The organism is Mycobacterium sherrisii (genome assembly GCF_002102355.1).
GTDB classification, from domain to species: Bacteria; Actinomycetota; Actinomycetes; order Mycobacteriales; family Mycobacteriaceae; genus Mycobacterium; species Mycobacterium sherrisii.
On record NZ_LQPT01000029.1, the window covers coordinates 45,877 to 61,687 of the forward strand.

Consider the following 15,811-nt stretch of genomic DNA (forward strand, 5'->3'; position numbering starts at 1 on the left):
GCCAGGGCCTCGGCTATCGGACGGACTCCTCTGCGCACACGATGCCGTGCGTGGTCACCTCGTATACCCGGGTGGTCGGGATGTCGAAGAAGATGCCGACCACCTGCAAGTCGCCGGACTCGACCGCGTCCACCAACGCCGGGTGGCGGGTGAGCCTTTCCAGCTGGATTGCGACGTTGACGACGCTGAGCTGGTCGACCTGCGAGTAGCCGACGGCCTCCGCGCTGCGGCGGGCCGGATGGTTGGCGTGGTAGGCGGCCAGGCTTTCGCTGGCGTATTCGAGCCACTGTCCCATGGAGGTGGTTGCGCGGTCGATGTTGTCGTCGGCGAGCACCTTCATGGCGGCGCACTGCGAATGTCCGCAGATCACCACCGACCGCACCCCGAGCTGCCCAACGGCGAATTCCAGTGCGGCATCGATGGATCGGTCTGCCCCGCCGGTCGGCACCAAGTTGCCGAAGTTGCGGACGGTGTAGAGGTCCCCAGGGCCGCTGGCGGTGATGACGTTCGGCAGGATGCGCGAGTCGGCGCAGGTGAGGAAGAGCGCGTACGGGTCGTGTGAGCCGTTGAGGTCGGAGATGTGTTGGTGCAGCACGGCTGCGCCGTTGCGGTGGTACTCGTCGATGCGGTCCAGGATGGAAGCCTCGGCGAGATCGTCCTGGCGGCCGGGGGAAGAACGCCACGGTGCCAGGCCAATCGAATTCGGGCGGAAATGCCGCTTCGGTGGGCCCGCATGTGCCTCATGCAGCTTTGCGGCGGACGTCTCGACGATGGCCACGACGCCGCCCCGCGCCTCATGGGCACGTTGCCAGTCGGTGATCGCCTCGGAGACGGAGTCGTCGATGTAGTCCGCGTTCAGGTTCAGTGTGACCTGGGATCCCTCGGGAACCGAAGCCAGGGCTTTGGTCAGGCGGGGCAACAGCAAGAAGCTGAGCGTGCCGTCGATGTCGATGCGCCACTGCGTGGACTGCTCGTCGCCGACCGGCCGCACCACGACGGGCGCGCGTACGACGCGGACCAGCAACATGATGATCGCGACGACGAGCCCGATAACCACTCCCTCCAATAGGTTGAGGAAGACCACGGACAGGATGGTGACCACGTAGATCGCGAAGTTACCAGTGCGCCAAGCCAATTCGATATGAGCGAGCTTGACCAGCTGGGCGCCGATCACGATAAGGAGTCCGGCCAGTGCGGCCTTGGGAATGAGTTCGACCAGCCCGGTGAACAGCGAGGCGAACACCAGGATCCAGACGCCGTGCAGAATCGCCGACATCCGGGTGCGGGCACCGGCGGCCACGTTCGCCGAACTGCGCACGATGACGCCGGTGACCGGCAGCCCGCCCAGCAGTCCGGACATCACGTTCGCGGCGCCCTGACCGATGATCTCCCGGTCGAAGTTCGTCCGCGGACCATCGTGCAGTTTGTCCACCCCCACCGCGCACAACAACGATTCCACACTGGCGATCAGCGCGATCGTCAGCACGCCCACGATGATGTCGCTGGCCTCCTCCATCCACGGCTTGCCCTTGGGCGAGGTACCGGCGATGTGCGGCAGGTTTATCGCGTCGAAGAAGTTGCCGGACAACGTAATTCGATCGGTGTCCAGGCCCGCCACGATCACGAAGACGGTGGCCGCGACGATGGCCACCAGCGGGGCCGGGACGACCCGGATCTTCGCGGGCAGCCGGTTCCACACCAATAAGATGACGATCACCGTCGCGCCGGTGATCACTTCGTGCAGTTCGTGATGCAGGATGCCGTTCGGCAGAGCGATGAGGTTCTGCCATGCCGAACTGTGTGACGATCCGCCCATCAGAACGTGGATCTGCTGCAGCATGATCGTGATTCCGATGCCCGCGAGCATCGCGTGCACGACCACCGGGGCAATGGCCAGTGCGGCGCGAGCCATCCGGCTCAGGCCGAACCCGATCTGCAGTGCCCCCGCGGCCGCGGTCATCACACATAACATCGGAAAGCCGAGTTCGTCGATCAACCCGGCGACCACCACCGTGAGACCCGCGGCGGGTCCGCTGACCTGAACCGAGGACCCGCCGAGTGCGCCGGCGACGATGCCGCCGACCACCCCGGCGATCAGGCCGGCGAGCAGTGGGGCGCCCGAGGCGATTGCGATTCCGAGTGAAAGTGGCAGCGCCACAAGGAAGACGACAAGCGAGGCGGGCACATCGTGACGCAGATTCTGCAAAAAAGACGGCCCCGTTGCCGTTCCTTGACTATCGGTGACAGGCGCACTCATAGATTGACTCCTCCGGCTGAAGACCCCTTTATGACCGGTAGAACGCCGCCTGTCAATGCGACGTCACGGGCTCCCGAAACCGCGACGAGGCGGATCAGCAAACGGCAAGACATTGCGCCGCCTGCGGCAAGTTCGTGTGTGGAAGCATTCTCCGGTTGTCGGAAGCTCTCGACAAACGCCTACGCATTCATCGACAACTCAAAGAAAGCCAGTCGCCGGCACAGTGACAATGATATCTGTCATCGGCGATTCAAAGAGAACGCCAATAAAGCGTCACGACTTGGTCAGATAGATGTTGTTGTGTTCGCCCACCGCGGGTGGGGGACCGGCGGCCGTCGCGTCGAAGCTGCCATAGCGCGCCGGTGTGCGGATCACGGTGATTTCATCGTCTCCGCTGCCCACCGAGACGGCGAGCTCGTTTTCGGCGAACAACGGAGTTGCGACCACCTGCTTCCAGGTGTAAGCCAGGCAGGCCATCAGACCAGCCGCTTGCAGCAGTTCGACCCATTCGGCGGCGGTCCTGGCGGCCAGCGCCGACTCGAGTTCCTCGGTGAGCTGCGAGTAGTTGATCGCTCGGGAACGCTGGTCGATGAACCGTTCGTCTTCGAGCAGGTCGGGCCGACCGATGATTTCGCACAACTTCGCCCAGTGCTTGGGCACGTAGGCGCTGATCACCAGGTAGCCGTCCGCGGCCTTGAAGGCGTCCGAGGGCTGAGTGGCGAACCCCACGCCCTTACGCTTCTTGGCCCGCGCGCCGTCCGGCTCGGGCTTGGGCTGGTCGCCGGACTTGTTCAGATGGATCGTGAGCTGGCTGGCCTGCAGCCCGACCGCGACGTCGTACATCGCGACGCGGACCACGTCGGCCACGCCGTGACGTTCCCGGTTGAGCAGTGCCGCCAGCACCGCCTGGGCCAGCACATGACCGCTGGCGGCGTCGACGAGCTGGAACGGGATGATCTGGGGTTTGCCGCTGGGGGTGGGCATGCCGGTGGTCATGCCCGCCTCGGCCGCGACCATCAGATCCACTCCCGGCCTGCTGCCGTGCGGACCGTTACCTCCGTAGGCGGAGAGGCGCGCGTAGATCAGCTTCGGGTTGCGCGCTCGTAAATCGTCGGGGCCCAACCCCATACGCTCCATCACGCCGGGACGGAACCCCTCGAGCACCACATCTGCGGTGTCGACCAGCCGCAGAATCTGTTGCTTGCCGGCATCGTCGGTCAGATCCACCGCCACCGATTTCTTGCCCCTGTTATGCGGCCAGAACAGCGTGGGCAGGGGTGGGCGGCCGGGCAGCACCGCCACGATTTGTCGGGCGGCCTCCCCAACGGGGGCCTCGACCTTGATCACCTCGGCGCCGAGGTCGGCCATCACCTGTCCGGCCAGCGGACCCGCGATGTTCTGGGTGAAGTCGAGCACCCGGTAGCCGTCTAGCGGCTTGGGCGGCTGCCCGTTTGGCATCGTGACCCTCCTTAACGCGCCTTGCGCAGCACCGCGCTGCAGTAATAGTTCTTGGCGAACGGGGCGTCGGCACCGTCGGGTTGCTGCGGTAATCCGTTGTCGGCCAGCAACTGGTTCAGCGGCGTACACACTGGGTGCCACCCGAGATCGTGCAAATAGCTGGCGACGTCGGTGCGTTCTCCGGGGAAACCCAGATCGTCCAGTGCGATGTCGAGTCCGTGGTCCCGCCACCGCTGGCTGGCGCTGTTGAGCGCGTTCTGGTTGGAGCCGGTGTTCGTAAACACCTCGGCCACCAGTTGGCTGCCGTCGGCGGAGAGTGCTGTGATGTTGTCCAGCAGGCGGTCCTGGGCGTCCGGGGGCAGGAAGCCGAGCAATCCTTCGGCCGCCCACGCGGCGGGCTTGCCGGTGTCGAACCCGGCCCGCCGCAGCGCCGACGGCCAGTCGTGGCGCAGGTCGATTGCGACGGCCCGAATCTCGGCGGTGGGCCGTGCGCCGAGCGCTTCGATCGTGGCGGTCTTGAACTCGATGACATCCGGCTGGTCGATTTCGAACAGCGTCGTCCCGGCCGGCCAGGGCAGGCGATAGCCGCGAGCGTCCAGGCCGGACGCCAGGATGACGATCTGGCCAATGCCGCCTTGCCAGGCCCTCGCAAAGAAACTGTCGATGTAGCGGGTACGCGCGGCGAGCAGGTCGGTCATGCGCTGCATGCCCCACGGGGCGCCGGGTTCGTCGACGTCGTCGGTGTTGATTTCGCCGTTGGCCCATCGGGTGAAGAAGTCGACGCCCACGGCACGCACCAGCGGCTCGGCGAACCGATCATCGATGAGGCGGTCCTTGGTGGCCCGCGCGCGTCCGGCCGCAACCATGGTGGCGGTGGCCCCCACGCTCGTCGCCAGATTCCAGGTGTCGTTGTCGCTGCGCGCCACTACGCGTCCCTTCCGCCGGGTACTGATTAGACCGTGTACTGATTAGACGTAGTAACGATACGGTCCCCACGTTGGCCGACCGTCGCCCGGTGGGCGTGTTCCCGGCGTTTCGGGTAGTGTGCGCCGCGTCTCCGCCACTGCATTGGCGAAAGTGGTTGTATACCAGTACATTTAGCGAGAGCGCGAATTGCTCCTCGTCACAGGGGTCGCTGAGAGTCAACGCGCTCGGCTGTGAAGACAGGCACCGTTGTCAGCGTTTTCCGGCGACCAATCTAGCGGCAGACGCCGCGCTAGTCTGAATAAGCATCGCCTCGTCGTCGCAGAGATGCGGCGTGGGGGCCGGTCACGCCCGGCGTTGAGAAGGGGGTAATGCACATGGTTCTTTCCGTGGTTCCACCAGCTCTTGAGGCTTTCGCTGGTACCAATGCCGCTGCTGGAGAGGCGATTTCGTCTTCAGGATCCGCCGATGGGGGAGCGATGCTGGCCGCAGCGGCCGCTGCCTTGGGTCCGATAGGCGCGAGCTATCTAGCCGCCTACGCGCCGGCCCAGGCCAACAATTTGGCGGCCACCCTGGAGTTGGGGCGGGTGCACACGGGCATCGCGGCGGCAACGCAGGCCGCCAACATCTCTTTTGTTGTCGCCGACGAAGCGTGACATTGGGCAGACATGCCAGTAACCAAACAAGCGGCGGTGCCGTCTCCGGTCCCGCCCGTATCTTCAAGTGTGCCAAGCAATCAATCGGCGCAAATTCTGTCCGGGGTCGACCCGGGGCCGGTCATCAACGCGAGTGAATCCGACCTCGGCGCCTACCTGAATCAGCCGGTGCAAAACATCCTGGCGCGGCTCAACGTTCCGCCGTTGCCACAACCGGCGCCGCAGCAGGACCCGGCGCCTCCCGGGACGCCGCCGACGGGTGCTGGCAACAACCAGATGACTGGCATGCTGACCAGTCTGTTGACTCAGATGATTCAGCCGGTGACGGATGCCCTGGGAATGCTCGGTCCCGGTGTGTTTTCCAACTTGGATCCGACGAAGATGCTGAGCAACATCTCGAACACCCTCGGCTCGGCGGCCCAGCTGGTGCAGCGGGCCATGGCTAACGTTGCTGGCGCCTGGCAGGGAGATGCCGCGACGGCGGCAGTAGCGCAAACCGGCGCCGCGCTGACCGATGGCGCCCAAGTGTCCAGCCAGGCAACAGCTTTGAGCACCAGTCTGTCCACCGCGGCCGCGAGCGTGCAGCAGGCCCAGGCGCAACTCATAGCGATACTGAACCAGTTTTCGGCGACGATCGCGGCGATCGGCCCGAACATCATTTTCCCGTGGGGTATGGCACAGGCGATCGCGGCCGCTAATCAGGCGGTCACGATGTCCACGGCGGTAATGACCGAATTGCAGGGGACCCTGGGCACCGAATCGGCGAACACCACCGCGGCCGGGACCCCGGTGTCGTTGATCTCGGCGCGGCAAACAGGCGCCGGGCTGGCGGCGGCGGGCGGGCCCTCGGCGGCTGTCAACGCATCACAATTCGGCACCAACCTCGCCGCGGCCCCGGCCGCGGCCGCCAGCGCTCCTGCCGCCGCGGCCTCGGCACCTGGGTCGATGTTTGCTCCCATGATGCAGGCCGTGGCGATGCCGGCGATGGAAGGCGTTGGCGCGGCTACGAATGCGATGCAGGGCCTCGGTGCGGGAGCTCCGCTGTCGCCGGCAGCGACGGCGCCCGTGGGTGGTGGCGCGAATGCCGCGAATGCTGCGTCCCATAGCAAGCCCGGATTCGCCGGCGGCGCGGGTGTCGGCGGGTCCGGCGGGGTTCCGCTGGAAACCATCCAGTCGCGGTTGTCGACGGCGCCGGCCGTTCCGGCGCCCGACGCGGCTCCCGAAGCGCTGCGCGCCGATGCGGTCACCTCACCTTCCATGGGTGGGGCGCCGATGATGGGTGGCGCACCCATGGGGGCGGGTGCCCGGCCCGGCGCCGGGCGCAGCCACACCGCCGCAGCGTTCCTGCACACCTCTCAGCAAGGCGATGAGATCGTCGGCGACCTCGGCAGCGTTGCCCCGGCGGTGATCGGACAGACAGAGGCAGTCGCCAGTCCGGATATCGATTTAAGGATCTAGGTAAGGAGTTTGGCTGTGACAAGCTCAGCTGAATTGTGGATGCAGCCCGACGAGGTGGCCCTCGCAACCAGGCAGCTAGACGAGTTGGCCGCCCGCGCGGAGAAGCTCATGCAGACCGAAGCGCCGAATCTCACCACCGTGGCTCCGGCTCGTGACGAGGTTTCTCAGCGGGTTGCCTCGACGCTGAACGAGGTTCACTCCGCCTTCGGCAAGTCGGCCGATCAGGCAACAACGGAGATTCGGCAGGTGGCAGCGACATTGCGGGCGCACAGGGACAACGTCGTGGCGGCCGAAGAAGACTTCGCTGTCTGACCCGGCATCGTCTGATCGTCTGGGAAGGGAGGGCCGGGCGTGGGATTCACCAATGTCGCATGGGAATCACGTAGTTCGGAACAGCTTGCCCGTGATCTCGCTGACGGACCCGGACCGATGTCGGTCGGGCAGGCTGGCGCCGCATGGGTGCGTGTCGCCGACGAATGGGCAAGCATCTCCGAGGAATACGACAAGGTCGTGGAAAAGCTGAAGACTGCGTTCGCCAGCCGCGGGGCCGATGTGGCGGCACGCAAACTCGACGCTTTCGGCGAATGGCTGCGGTCGATCAGCCTCAGCGCCGCGGGTAACGGTGAGCGCGCGGAGGGCGCGGCGGTCGCGTACAGCACTGCGGTCCTTACCATGCCGAGCGTCTCCGAAGCCGTCGAAGCGCGAACGGCCCATGACGTCATGGCGTCGCTCGCTGCCTACAACGGAGCAATACTCGACGGGCGCTTTGCCGAACTCGACCAAGAGGTGACGACGCAGCAGGCGACCGCCTCGGCGGCGATGTACCGATACGAGGAAGCATGTGAACCGCTGGCCGCACCGTGGGATCAGCCGCCGCCACCCGCGCTGTGCGGCGGTGCTGCCCTGAAGGCCGAACAGGAGGCGAAGACCGAGGAACGCTCCGACGTCGTCGGCGCAGAAAAGGGCGGTGGCGGTGCGGGTTTGGCCCCGCTGCCGCTGGCACCGTTTCGTGCCGCCGAAGTCAAATCGACCAGCCCCTCCAAGACGGTGCACACCAGTGGGGCGGTTGCCGGGGCGTCGGGTGCCGGACCGATGGGCACCGGCTATGGCCCGATGGCCGCCATGGGGCGCGGCATCAACTCCCGTGAGCACCAGTCATCCTTTGCCACAACGCTTGACGGCAGCGGTGAGAGCGGCGCCGGGCTGTCCGAAACCAATCCTTCGTGGCTGCCGGCCGCCGAACAGCGCGACGGGCCGTTCGTGGTTTCCCATGCGAGCTGGGGGCCTAACACCTCGTTGTTCGACGAACTTGTGGCGCCCGCCGAACCCGAACCGCCGCAATTTGCCGACGCACCCGAGCCGACACTCGAACAGGTTTCCGACCGTTGGGTGTCGCCACCGGTGATCGGCGTCGACAAGGGGCTGACGCTGTGACCACAGCACTCTGGGATCGGTTGAGCCTGACCGAAGATCAACTCCGGGTGGCGGCCTCGCGGGTGGGTGTCCATGACCTTCCGACGGTGCTGCGACTGCGGTCCCGGCATAGCACGGTGGACAGGCGCGACGCGGCCCTCGCGCAGGCCAGCCGAGAGTTGTCGTCGCGCAGGCTGCTCGTCGGAGACGAGGTGCACCCCGACCTGGTGCCGGTGTTGCAGGCATTGGAGCGGCCCGATCGAGAGCTGGCCATGCGGATGGTGACGCCGGACGGTACGGCACGGGTGAGCATGGTGCGCCGCGGAACGCTCTGCGTGCTCACCCGTCGCATCGGTGTGGATATTTTCCTGCGAATAGTCCCGCACGGCAACGAGTTACGTGACGTGGCGCTCGCGCTGCGGGCCGAACTGCCACCGGGTCGGCCCGCGGACATCGTCCCCGTCGGAGCACCGTTGCGGATGATGTCGGAATGTTTGACCGGCACCCATGACGCACTGGAACTGGCGGACAGGATCCGTACCCTGGGGGCTGAGCCCGACGCCGCGCTGGCGTTGGGCACCGCGCTGGCATCGCGTCAAGCATTCGTCGAGGTTGTGTATTCCGCGCTGGCCGATTATGAAGACCGGATTTCACGTGGTCCGGCGGCAGTGGCGGTGTTCTACACCAAGCGGGGGCGCATCATCGGCGCTCCGAGCGCTTCTCCGACAGGAGAATTGTGGACCACCCTCAAACCGGGTTCCGACCATGTGTTCGGTCAAGCGATCGGACAACTCGTCGCACTCGCCGAAGAGGGGTGGGCGGCTTGCGGGGGGGCGCAATTTAACACCCAACGCGCGCGTCGCCGCACGGCAAACCAACATCCAAATGAGAAAGGAAACGGCACCCAGCAATGACACTTTCACTCACGCCGGCGGAAGCTCAGGCGAAGATTCAGCAGATCGAAGATGCCCGTAATCAGGCAGTCGCTACGTTGCAGAAGATCGAGGACAGCCAGCAGTTGATGCTGGGATCCGCTTGGAAGGGCGGCAGCGCAACGGCATACGGCCACACCTCGGCCACGCAGAACGACGACATCAATCAGATCATCAACAACCTCAACCAGATCGTGGAGACCGCTTCAGCGCAAATTCGCTCTGTGGCGAACATGGACAACAACTAAAGGAGTATCGAAACATGAGCGAGATTCTCTACAACTTCGCGTCGAACAACTCTTCATTGGACGACGTTACGAGTCTGGTCAACGGGATTCAGGAAGTCCGGTCTGACATCGCCAATCTCTTCAACGTGCTGGGCACCGTGTACGAAGGCGCCGGCGCGACGGCGCTGAGTCAGGCGCATCAGAACCTGGATTCCATGCTGGACGACGTGCTGAACAACATGGCCATCTCGCAGAAGCAGGCGCAGGACCAGCAGGCGGCCATGCAGGCGCTCGACGCCCAAAACGCAGCAGCATTCTGATCATTGCCGTGGAGCCCGGGCTTGTCGATTCGACGAGTCCGGGCGGCCAGGTATTCACCGATAGGAATTGGCGGAACTGATGGCGAACAGTAGTTCAACGAACAGCGGCCCAACCACCAGCGGTTCGACGAACAGCGGCCCCACCAACACCGGTTCGACAAACAGCGGACCCAGCGGCGGCGGCTCGACCAGCGGGACGGATATCAGCTCGTTGAACAGCGGGTTGAAAGATCTGCAGAAGAGTGGCCCGGCCGACGTGAAACTGTCCACTCAGACGCGCGATGCGTATCTCAACATCGTCCAGACCTTTCACGACGCCCTGAACACCCAGCTGACCAACATCAAAAATCTCCCGGCATTGGGCGATCCCGGAACTCTCGCGTCGGCAATTCAAACCAAAAACAATCTGGAACTGGATATTTCGGGACTCGACGGCATCGAACAATCGGTCAACCAGTACTTGTCATACCTTGACCAATTTTCGGCAACAGTGAAGGCGGCCTGCGACCGTCTGACATCGTCCGGATAGTCGAAAGCGCCGGGTAGCCATGTCACACCATAAGAAACCACCTCCGCTCACGCCCGAACAAATTAATGATCTGATCAATTCGGGTAAAGACGCGCAGAACACACCCGGCGCCAACTGGGCGATTTGGGAGACTCTGTCGAATAGCGATGTGACGTCGCTCGCTGTCTCGCAGAATGAATTGCAGAGTATCTCTGGGACGACGGCAAACCCGGCCAGCGTCGCGCTCGAGGACTTCGGTGGTGCTTCTTTTGAAGCCATGTGGCAGGCCTTCAGTAACGCCTCAGGTACGCTAGACAACGGCAGCGGCAATAGCTTGCAGCAGATCGCGAGCAGCATCGTCGAGGCGTCCCAGACGTTTCAGCAACAACTTGCGCAGCAAGAAGCCAAAAATGAGTGGGTTGGCAAGACGCATGATGCCGCGATACAAAACGTCACGGCGTCGCTTCCAGATGTTGCGAATATTTCCTCAGGAGCCAATGCATTAGGTCTCCTCATCAATGCTTTTTCCCACACGGTTTTTCAGACGCAGTGGTATCTCGACGAGAATATCAACGGCTATCGAGCCTCGATAGACCGTTGGCCGAACGAGGCCGACGAAATCAACAACGTCTACGATTCGTTTGCGCAAGACGTGATGAATACGGTTTACGCGCCGAACATTTCGGGCATTGCCAGTAATAACCCCGGGTTCTCTACGCCCACCAATGATCCGGCGCCGCCGCCGGACCCCGGCACTGGCGACGGGACCGGCGACGGGTCCGGCGGCGGTGGCGACGGCTCCGGTGATGGGCAGAACACGAACAACACCCCGCCTCCGCCGCCTCCACCTCCACCGGCGACACCACCGCCGCCCAACCTGACCACTACCCCGCCGCCCGGGGACCTCAACACCGATTCGGCGCCGCCTCCCGGCGGCGTGAACAGCACGCCGCCGCCGTTGAGTGACCTGAACACCTCGGCGCCGCCGTTGACCAATCTGGCTGCCTCGGCGGCGCCGTCGCTGGCTGGTTTGAACACGGCGCCGCCGGCGGTGGCCGGTTTGAACACGGCGCCGCCGCCCCTGAGCGACCTGAACACCACGTCGCCGCCGTCGCTGAGTGACCTGAACGCTGCGCCGCCGCCGGGCTCCGAAGATTTCGCGTCGTCCGGTGATGATGGCAGTGTCGATCCCACGGGTGACCCGACGGGAAGCTCCGGAGATTTCCCGCTGCCGAATACGGCGCCGCCGGACACTGCCGCACTTACCAGTGCTCTCAACGGATCTGGCGCTCCATCGCTGAACGACGGCGGCACTTCCGATCCTTCTGGCAGCGGCGCAGGTTCTGGTGCAGGTTCTGATGATTTTGTCTCACCCACCGGTACCGGGATCAGCAACCCGTTCGGCGGTTCCACGAATCCTTTGGGCGGTACAGCCAACTCGTCGGGCGGTTCGGCTGGCTCCGGGGGCCTGGCTGGCTCCGGCGGATCGGCTGGTTCCGGTGGATCGGGTTTGGGCAGCGGATTGAGCCAAGCGGCACAGGGGCTCGAGGAACCACTCCAGCAAGCGTTGGGCGCGGCGGGCAACCACCAGGGTGGTGCGCCGGGTGCCGGCTTGCCCGGCGGGCTCGGCAAGAACCTCGACGCGCTCGGCAAGCCGGAACCCGGTGCCGGACATGGGGGCGCCGGACACGCGGGAGCTGGCGGCGGGGCCGGTATCGGGTCTCAAGGACGCGACACGCTATCTCCGCCGGGTGCGCCGGTGGCGACGGCCAAGGGGACCGATTTCCCGGGCGCTGCGGCGGCGCGTGCCGGTGGCCCGCTGGGCGCCGGCGGTTCAGCCGGAGGGACGCCACCGGGCGGTGGTGGTGGCGGCGGGCAACGCGGGCCGGGCGGTAAGGAGCACAAGGCCAATAAAGCGCTGCGCCGCAAGAAGAATGGCGAGCTCGTCCTCGGCGAGGTCGACGCCGTCGTCCCCGTGATCGGCGACGATGGCCCAGAAGGGGCCGAGCCCACGCCGCGGACACCGGCACCCCCCGCGCCGCAGGTGCCCAAACCTCTGGCGGTGAGCTACACGCGTCGGACCGGATCCGAGCAGCGCACGGAGGTCGGACGATGACATCGCTTCAGTCGGTTGCCGTTCTGCGGCCGAATCCGCGCGCGCTGGTGGATGGCGAAGTGGCACCGGATTGCCACTGGCGCGCTATCTGCGAGCACCCCGGCAGCACCCCGGCGGAGATGGCGGTACAGGCCGGCAAGGCAGCGCTCGCAGCGGCCGACGTTGGTGCGGATCAGGTGCATTGGCTCGTGCACGCCGGCATCGGACCCCAGGGCAGTCAGGGCTGGCCCGTCCATCACCACATCCAAAATGGCGTCGTCGGATGCCATGGCAATGCGCTGGAGATGAAGCAAAATTGTGCCGGCGGACTCACGTCCTGGTTGTTGGCTGCACGATTGCTCGATGATGCCGGTTATTCGCTCTGTACCGGCGCCGACAACTGGTCTTGGACCGATCGCTTTGCGAACTCGAGAACCCTTGGCGGCGAACCATTGTCCGACGTCTCCTACGCGGCGGTCATCTCACACGATGCGGGCTTCGCCAAACTGTTAGGTAGTGGAACCGCGAGTTATCCTGCGGTCGCTGACGATTGGCGTGTTCACGAAAAGTTCTGGGAGAACACCAACGCCGACGACTTCCACCGTGCTTATGTGCGCGCGACGGCGGCGCGTTCCCTCGACTCGATGCGTCAATCTTTTCGGATGTTTCTGTGCGCGATACGGGCGGCCCTGGCCGACGCAAAGTTGAGCCCGCAGTACATCACGCATTTCGTGCCTCAAGGGTCGGACAACGGACAACCTTTCCGGTCACTGGCGAACCTGATTGGGCTGCCGTGGTCGGAAGAACTTCATCAGCACAATCTTGATCATGGTTATCTGGGTGTGAGCACGCAGGCGGATGGTCTGATCTGTCTGGCACAGACAGGCCACCTGAGGGCGGACTCGATTGTCCTGTTGCTGGCCGTTGAATATGAGCTCAGCGCAACCGCGATAGTCCTGAGACTGAAGCGCCCACCACGTGTCTGCACCGACGGCATGATTCAGGTGATCGCATGAGCGGGGTTCTGCTCGATCAGGTCGGAACCATTGATTTGGTCGATTTGAATGCGATCAGCCAGTTTTTCGGTCGCGACTTTATGCCGTATCCCTTTATGTTCACCCAGGGCCCGCGTTTCGCTACCCGTGACGAGGCTTCGTTCTATACCAGCACGGTGCCGGACCGGTTCAATCATGGTGATCTGAGCATCTTTGCGGAGTGCATGAGCGCCTACGAGTCAGCAGACATCAGGGTGGAGTGCCGCGTTCAATTCATACCTACCGACACACCGAGTCAGCGCTTGATTGCTTGCCGGGCAGGACATCTCGGCTTCTTCGCGGAGCAGCGGCCCGGCGACGACCTCGTCGATATCTATTCGGTTTCGCCGTACGATCTTGGCGCGGCAATTTCAGATGCGATCTCGCTGACTCAGCCCGGAACACACCCGGAAATCGTGATCCCGGAATACGTTCCGCGGGCTCAAGCGGAGTTCGACCACGGCGACTTCGTCGTCTATCACAAGGCCGCCTCTACGACGGAGATCAGGGTGCCGGCGAGCGAAGTAACCGCCTATTCCACGATTCAATGTCATTGGCGCCCAACCCGTAGATGGGGTCTCGACCGCGGAAAGCGGGCCCTGGTCTGGGTGCGGATCCGTGACGATGGCGAATACATCTATGCGCCCGATCCCTCTTGCGCGAGGCCCATGACCAAAGCCTTCCTGTCCGAGCAGATTGACCGGCTCATCGCCGAGGATGTCGCAATCCTTCGGGAGTTTCGACGTGGCTAGCCCAAACCGAAATCCGCTTCGAAATCCGTTGTCGAAAGGAAACCCAAGTGAGCAACGACGCCATCAGTCAGGATTTCAACCACGTGCTGTCGTTGGTCCAGGAGCAGATGCGAGATCTCAACGTCATGCAGCAGCGACGGGCGACGTTGACCGCCACGGCCACCGCGGCGGATGGAACTGTTGAGATAACGGTCGACGCGCAGCGCATGGTGACCAAGACTGTCATCGACGAGGCGTATCTCGACGAGTTCGAGTTCGCCGAGCTGGGCGGCTACATCACTGCTGCCGCGCAGGATGCCGCGCGCGAGATCGAACGACAGGCGGCCGCCCTTCTCGCGCCGATAACCGAACGGCGCCAGGAGCTTTCGTCACTGTCTGGTCTTGTCGAGGACGCACCCGACTTCGGTGATCTGCTATCCAGCCTAACCTCCATGGCGCCGCCGCCGACACGTTCCGACGATGGCGACGAGGGCAACTACAACCAACCGTCTTACCCGACCGTGAGGAGATGACCCATGACCGATTCGCTCAATGTCGACATCGGTCAACTGCAGACGGCGGCTGCAAATGTCGCCGACGTCAGTGCCGAGATGCGGCAGGTTCTCTCCACACTGCAGGGGCAGCTGTCGGCGTTGGGGTCGCCATGGGGCAACGACTCGACCGGAAACCAGTTCGCTAACGGTTCAAACGGTTACCTCGCGCAAGTCGACCAGGTGGATCAGTCCATCAACGCCACCATCCAGCAGCTCGATGCCCTGTCGCAATCTTTGAACTCGGCGGCGAGCAACTTCGAACACCAGGACCAACAACCGAGCGGAACGGGACAAGTGTTGACCGTCAACGGCACTGGGGGATCCGGCGGCGGGAGCGGCTCGGGTGGCGGCGACGGCGGCTCCGGTAGCGGGAGTGGCTCGGGTGGATCAGGCGGCTCAGGTGGATCGGGCACGGGGAACGTGCTATTGAGTGGCGGGACGGGTGGTACAGGCGAGCTGACCGCAACGGAGCGGACCGTATTGCCTGAAACCCCCAGGACAGGAAGTCTTTTGCCCGAAATCCCGGCGCAGCCCGCTATTCCGGCGGAGCCCGCGATTCCGGGGGAGCCCACTCTTAGCCCGTTACAGCCGGCCATTCCGGCGCAGCCGGCTATTCCGGCGGTTCCGGCGCAGCCGGCCATCCCGGTTCAGGCCGCCTTCGCGACGACGCAGCCTACGGTTCCGGCGCAGCCCGTTATTCCCGCGCAACCCGCGGTTCCGGCGCAGCCCACTCTTAGCCCGTTACAGCCCGTTATTCCCGCGCAACCCGCGGTTCCTGCGCAGCCGGGCGCCCCGGTTGAGGCCGCCTTTGCTACGCAACCCCCTATCCCCGCGCAGCCCACGGTGCCGGCGCAGCCGTCCGTTCCCGCGCAGCCCGCGGCGTGGGGTCAGCCGACGGCCCAAGTTGACGCCACCGTGCCCTCCCAACCCCTTATTCCTGCTCAGCCCACTATCCCGACCCAGCCCGCGGTCACGGAGGGGAATGTGTTGACAAGCAGTGTGCCGTGGGCCAATACGCCGGCGTCGGGACTGGGTTCCGGTGCACTGGTCGAACTCGCGGAACAGCTGGCCGAGCCGGCCGGGGAAGGGGTAAGCGCGGTGATGCAGGCGACAACCCATGGCGGGCGGCCGACGAGTCCCACCGCCCCCGCGGGTACGCCGCCGTCAGGGACGGTGCCGCCCGACCCGGCGGACTGACTATGCACGATCGCGAGTCGTGGAATTGACGCACCGGGCCAATACGC

General features: G+C 64.6%; 16 protein-coding genes. 13 read left to right on the top strand and 3 right to left on the bottom strand.

Translation table 11 applies throughout. The features are described 5' to 3' along the window. Window positions 1-13: 13 nt before the first annotated feature. The 3 genes from AWC25_RS05995 to AWC25_RS06005 form a co-directional block, all read right to left on the bottom strand. A complete protein-coding gene (locus AWC25_RS05995) occupies window positions 14-2,257 on the bottom strand; it encodes a SulP family inorganic anion transporter (protein WP_069399829.1) in 2,244 nt (747 codons plus the stop codon). A gap of 273 nt (window positions 2,258-2,530) precedes the next feature. Continuing rightward, window positions 2,531-3,715: a CoA transferase gene (locus AWC25_RS06000; RefSeq protein WP_069399828.1), complete on the bottom strand. Its 1,185-nt coding sequence runs from the start codon at window positions 3,713-3,715 to the stop codon at window positions 2,531-2,533. A gap of 11 nt (window positions 3,716-3,726) precedes the next feature. Beyond that, on the bottom strand, window positions 3,727-4,641 hold the full coding sequence (locus tag AWC25_RS06005; RefSeq protein ID WP_069399827.1) for a class I SAM-dependent methyltransferase: 915 nt from the start codon (window positions 4,639-4,641) through the stop codon (window positions 3,727-3,729). Between the two features lie 477 nt (window positions 4,642-5,118). Here AWC25_RS06005 and AWC25_RS27300 point away from each other — a divergent pair, with 477 nt between their 5' ends. The 13 genes from AWC25_RS27300 (at window position 5,119) to AWC25_RS06085 (ending at window position 15,764) form a co-directional block, all read left to right on the top strand. Then, the gene (locus tag AWC25_RS27300; protein WP_232326958.1) at window positions 5,119-5,295 is read left to right on the top strand and encodes a hypothetical protein; all 177 of its coding nucleotides are present in this window, start codon (window positions 5,119-5,121) and stop codon (window positions 5,293-5,295) included. 69 nt (window positions 5,296-5,364) lie between these two features. After that, entirely contained in the window at window positions 5,365-6,753 is a 1,389-nt protein-coding gene (locus AWC25_RS26400; protein ID WP_142278705.1) for a hypothetical protein, read from the top strand. Between the two features lie 15 nt (window positions 6,754-6,768). Further along, window positions 6,769-7,065 carry a PE domain-containing protein gene (locus AWC25_RS06025; RefSeq protein WP_069399824.1) on the top strand — a complete coding sequence of 99 codons (297 nt, stop codon included), beginning with the start codon at window positions 6,769-6,771 and terminating at the stop codon, window positions 7,063-7,065. A 39-nt stretch (window positions 7,066-7,104) separates the two neighbouring features. Beyond that, on the top strand, window positions 7,105-8,187 hold the full coding sequence (locus AWC25_RS06030) for a PPE domain-containing protein (protein WP_069399823.1): 1,083 nt from the start codon (window positions 7,105-7,107) through the stop codon (window positions 8,185-8,187). Next, complete coding sequence (locus AWC25_RS06035; RefSeq protein WP_069399822.1) at window positions 8,184-9,080, top strand: ESX secretion-associated protein EspG; 897 nt, start codon at window positions 8,184-8,186, stop codon at window positions 9,078-9,080. The genes AWC25_RS06030 and AWC25_RS06035 overlap by 4 nt, the downstream gene beginning before the upstream one ends. Beyond that, window positions 9,077-9,346, top strand: coding sequence for a WXG100 family type VII secretion target (locus AWC25_RS06040; RefSeq protein ID WP_069399821.1), 270 nt, complete (start codon window positions 9,077-9,079; stop codon window positions 9,344-9,346). The genes AWC25_RS06035 and AWC25_RS06040 overlap by 4 nt, the downstream gene beginning before the upstream one ends. Before the next feature lie 14 nt (window positions 9,347-9,360). After that, a complete protein-coding gene (locus tag AWC25_RS06045) occupies window positions 9,361-9,645 on the top strand; it encodes a hypothetical protein (RefSeq protein ID WP_069399820.1) in 285 nt (94 codons plus the stop codon). A gap of 67 nt (window positions 9,646-9,712) precedes the next feature. Next, on the top strand, window positions 9,713-10,174 hold the full coding sequence (locus tag AWC25_RS26405; RefSeq protein ID WP_142278706.1) for a hypothetical protein: 462 nt from the start codon (window positions 9,713-9,715) through the stop codon (window positions 10,172-10,174). 19 nt (window positions 10,175-10,193) lie between these two features. Further along, complete coding sequence (locus tag AWC25_RS26410) at window positions 10,194-12,269, top strand: hypothetical protein (RefSeq protein ID WP_142278707.1); 2,076 nt, start codon at window positions 10,194-10,196, stop codon at window positions 12,267-12,269. Beyond that, window positions 12,266-13,264 (top strand): beta-ketoacyl-[acyl-carrier-protein] synthase family protein, encoded by a 999-nt coding sequence (locus tag AWC25_RS06070; RefSeq protein WP_069399816.1) that lies wholly within the window; start codon window positions 12,266-12,268, stop codon window positions 13,262-13,264. Before AWC25_RS26410 ends, AWC25_RS06070 begins: the two co-directional genes overlap by 4 nt. After that, complete coding sequence (locus AWC25_RS06075) at window positions 13,261-14,034, top strand: ESX secretion-associated protein EspG (RefSeq protein WP_069399815.1); 774 nt, start codon at window positions 13,261-13,263, stop codon at window positions 14,032-14,034. Before AWC25_RS06070 ends, AWC25_RS06075 begins: the two co-directional genes overlap by 4 nt. Before the next feature lie 47 nt (window positions 14,035-14,081). After that, complete coding sequence (locus AWC25_RS06080) at window positions 14,082-14,546, top strand: YbaB/EbfC family nucleoid-associated protein (protein ID WP_069399814.1); 465 nt, start codon at window positions 14,082-14,084, stop codon at window positions 14,544-14,546. A gap of 3 nt (window positions 14,547-14,549) precedes the next feature. Further along, complete coding sequence (locus AWC25_RS06085) at window positions 14,550-15,764, top strand: WXG100 family type VII secretion target (protein ID WP_069399813.1); 1,215 nt, start codon at window positions 14,550-14,552, stop codon at window positions 15,762-15,764. Window positions 15,765-15,811 lie beyond the last annotated feature (47 nt).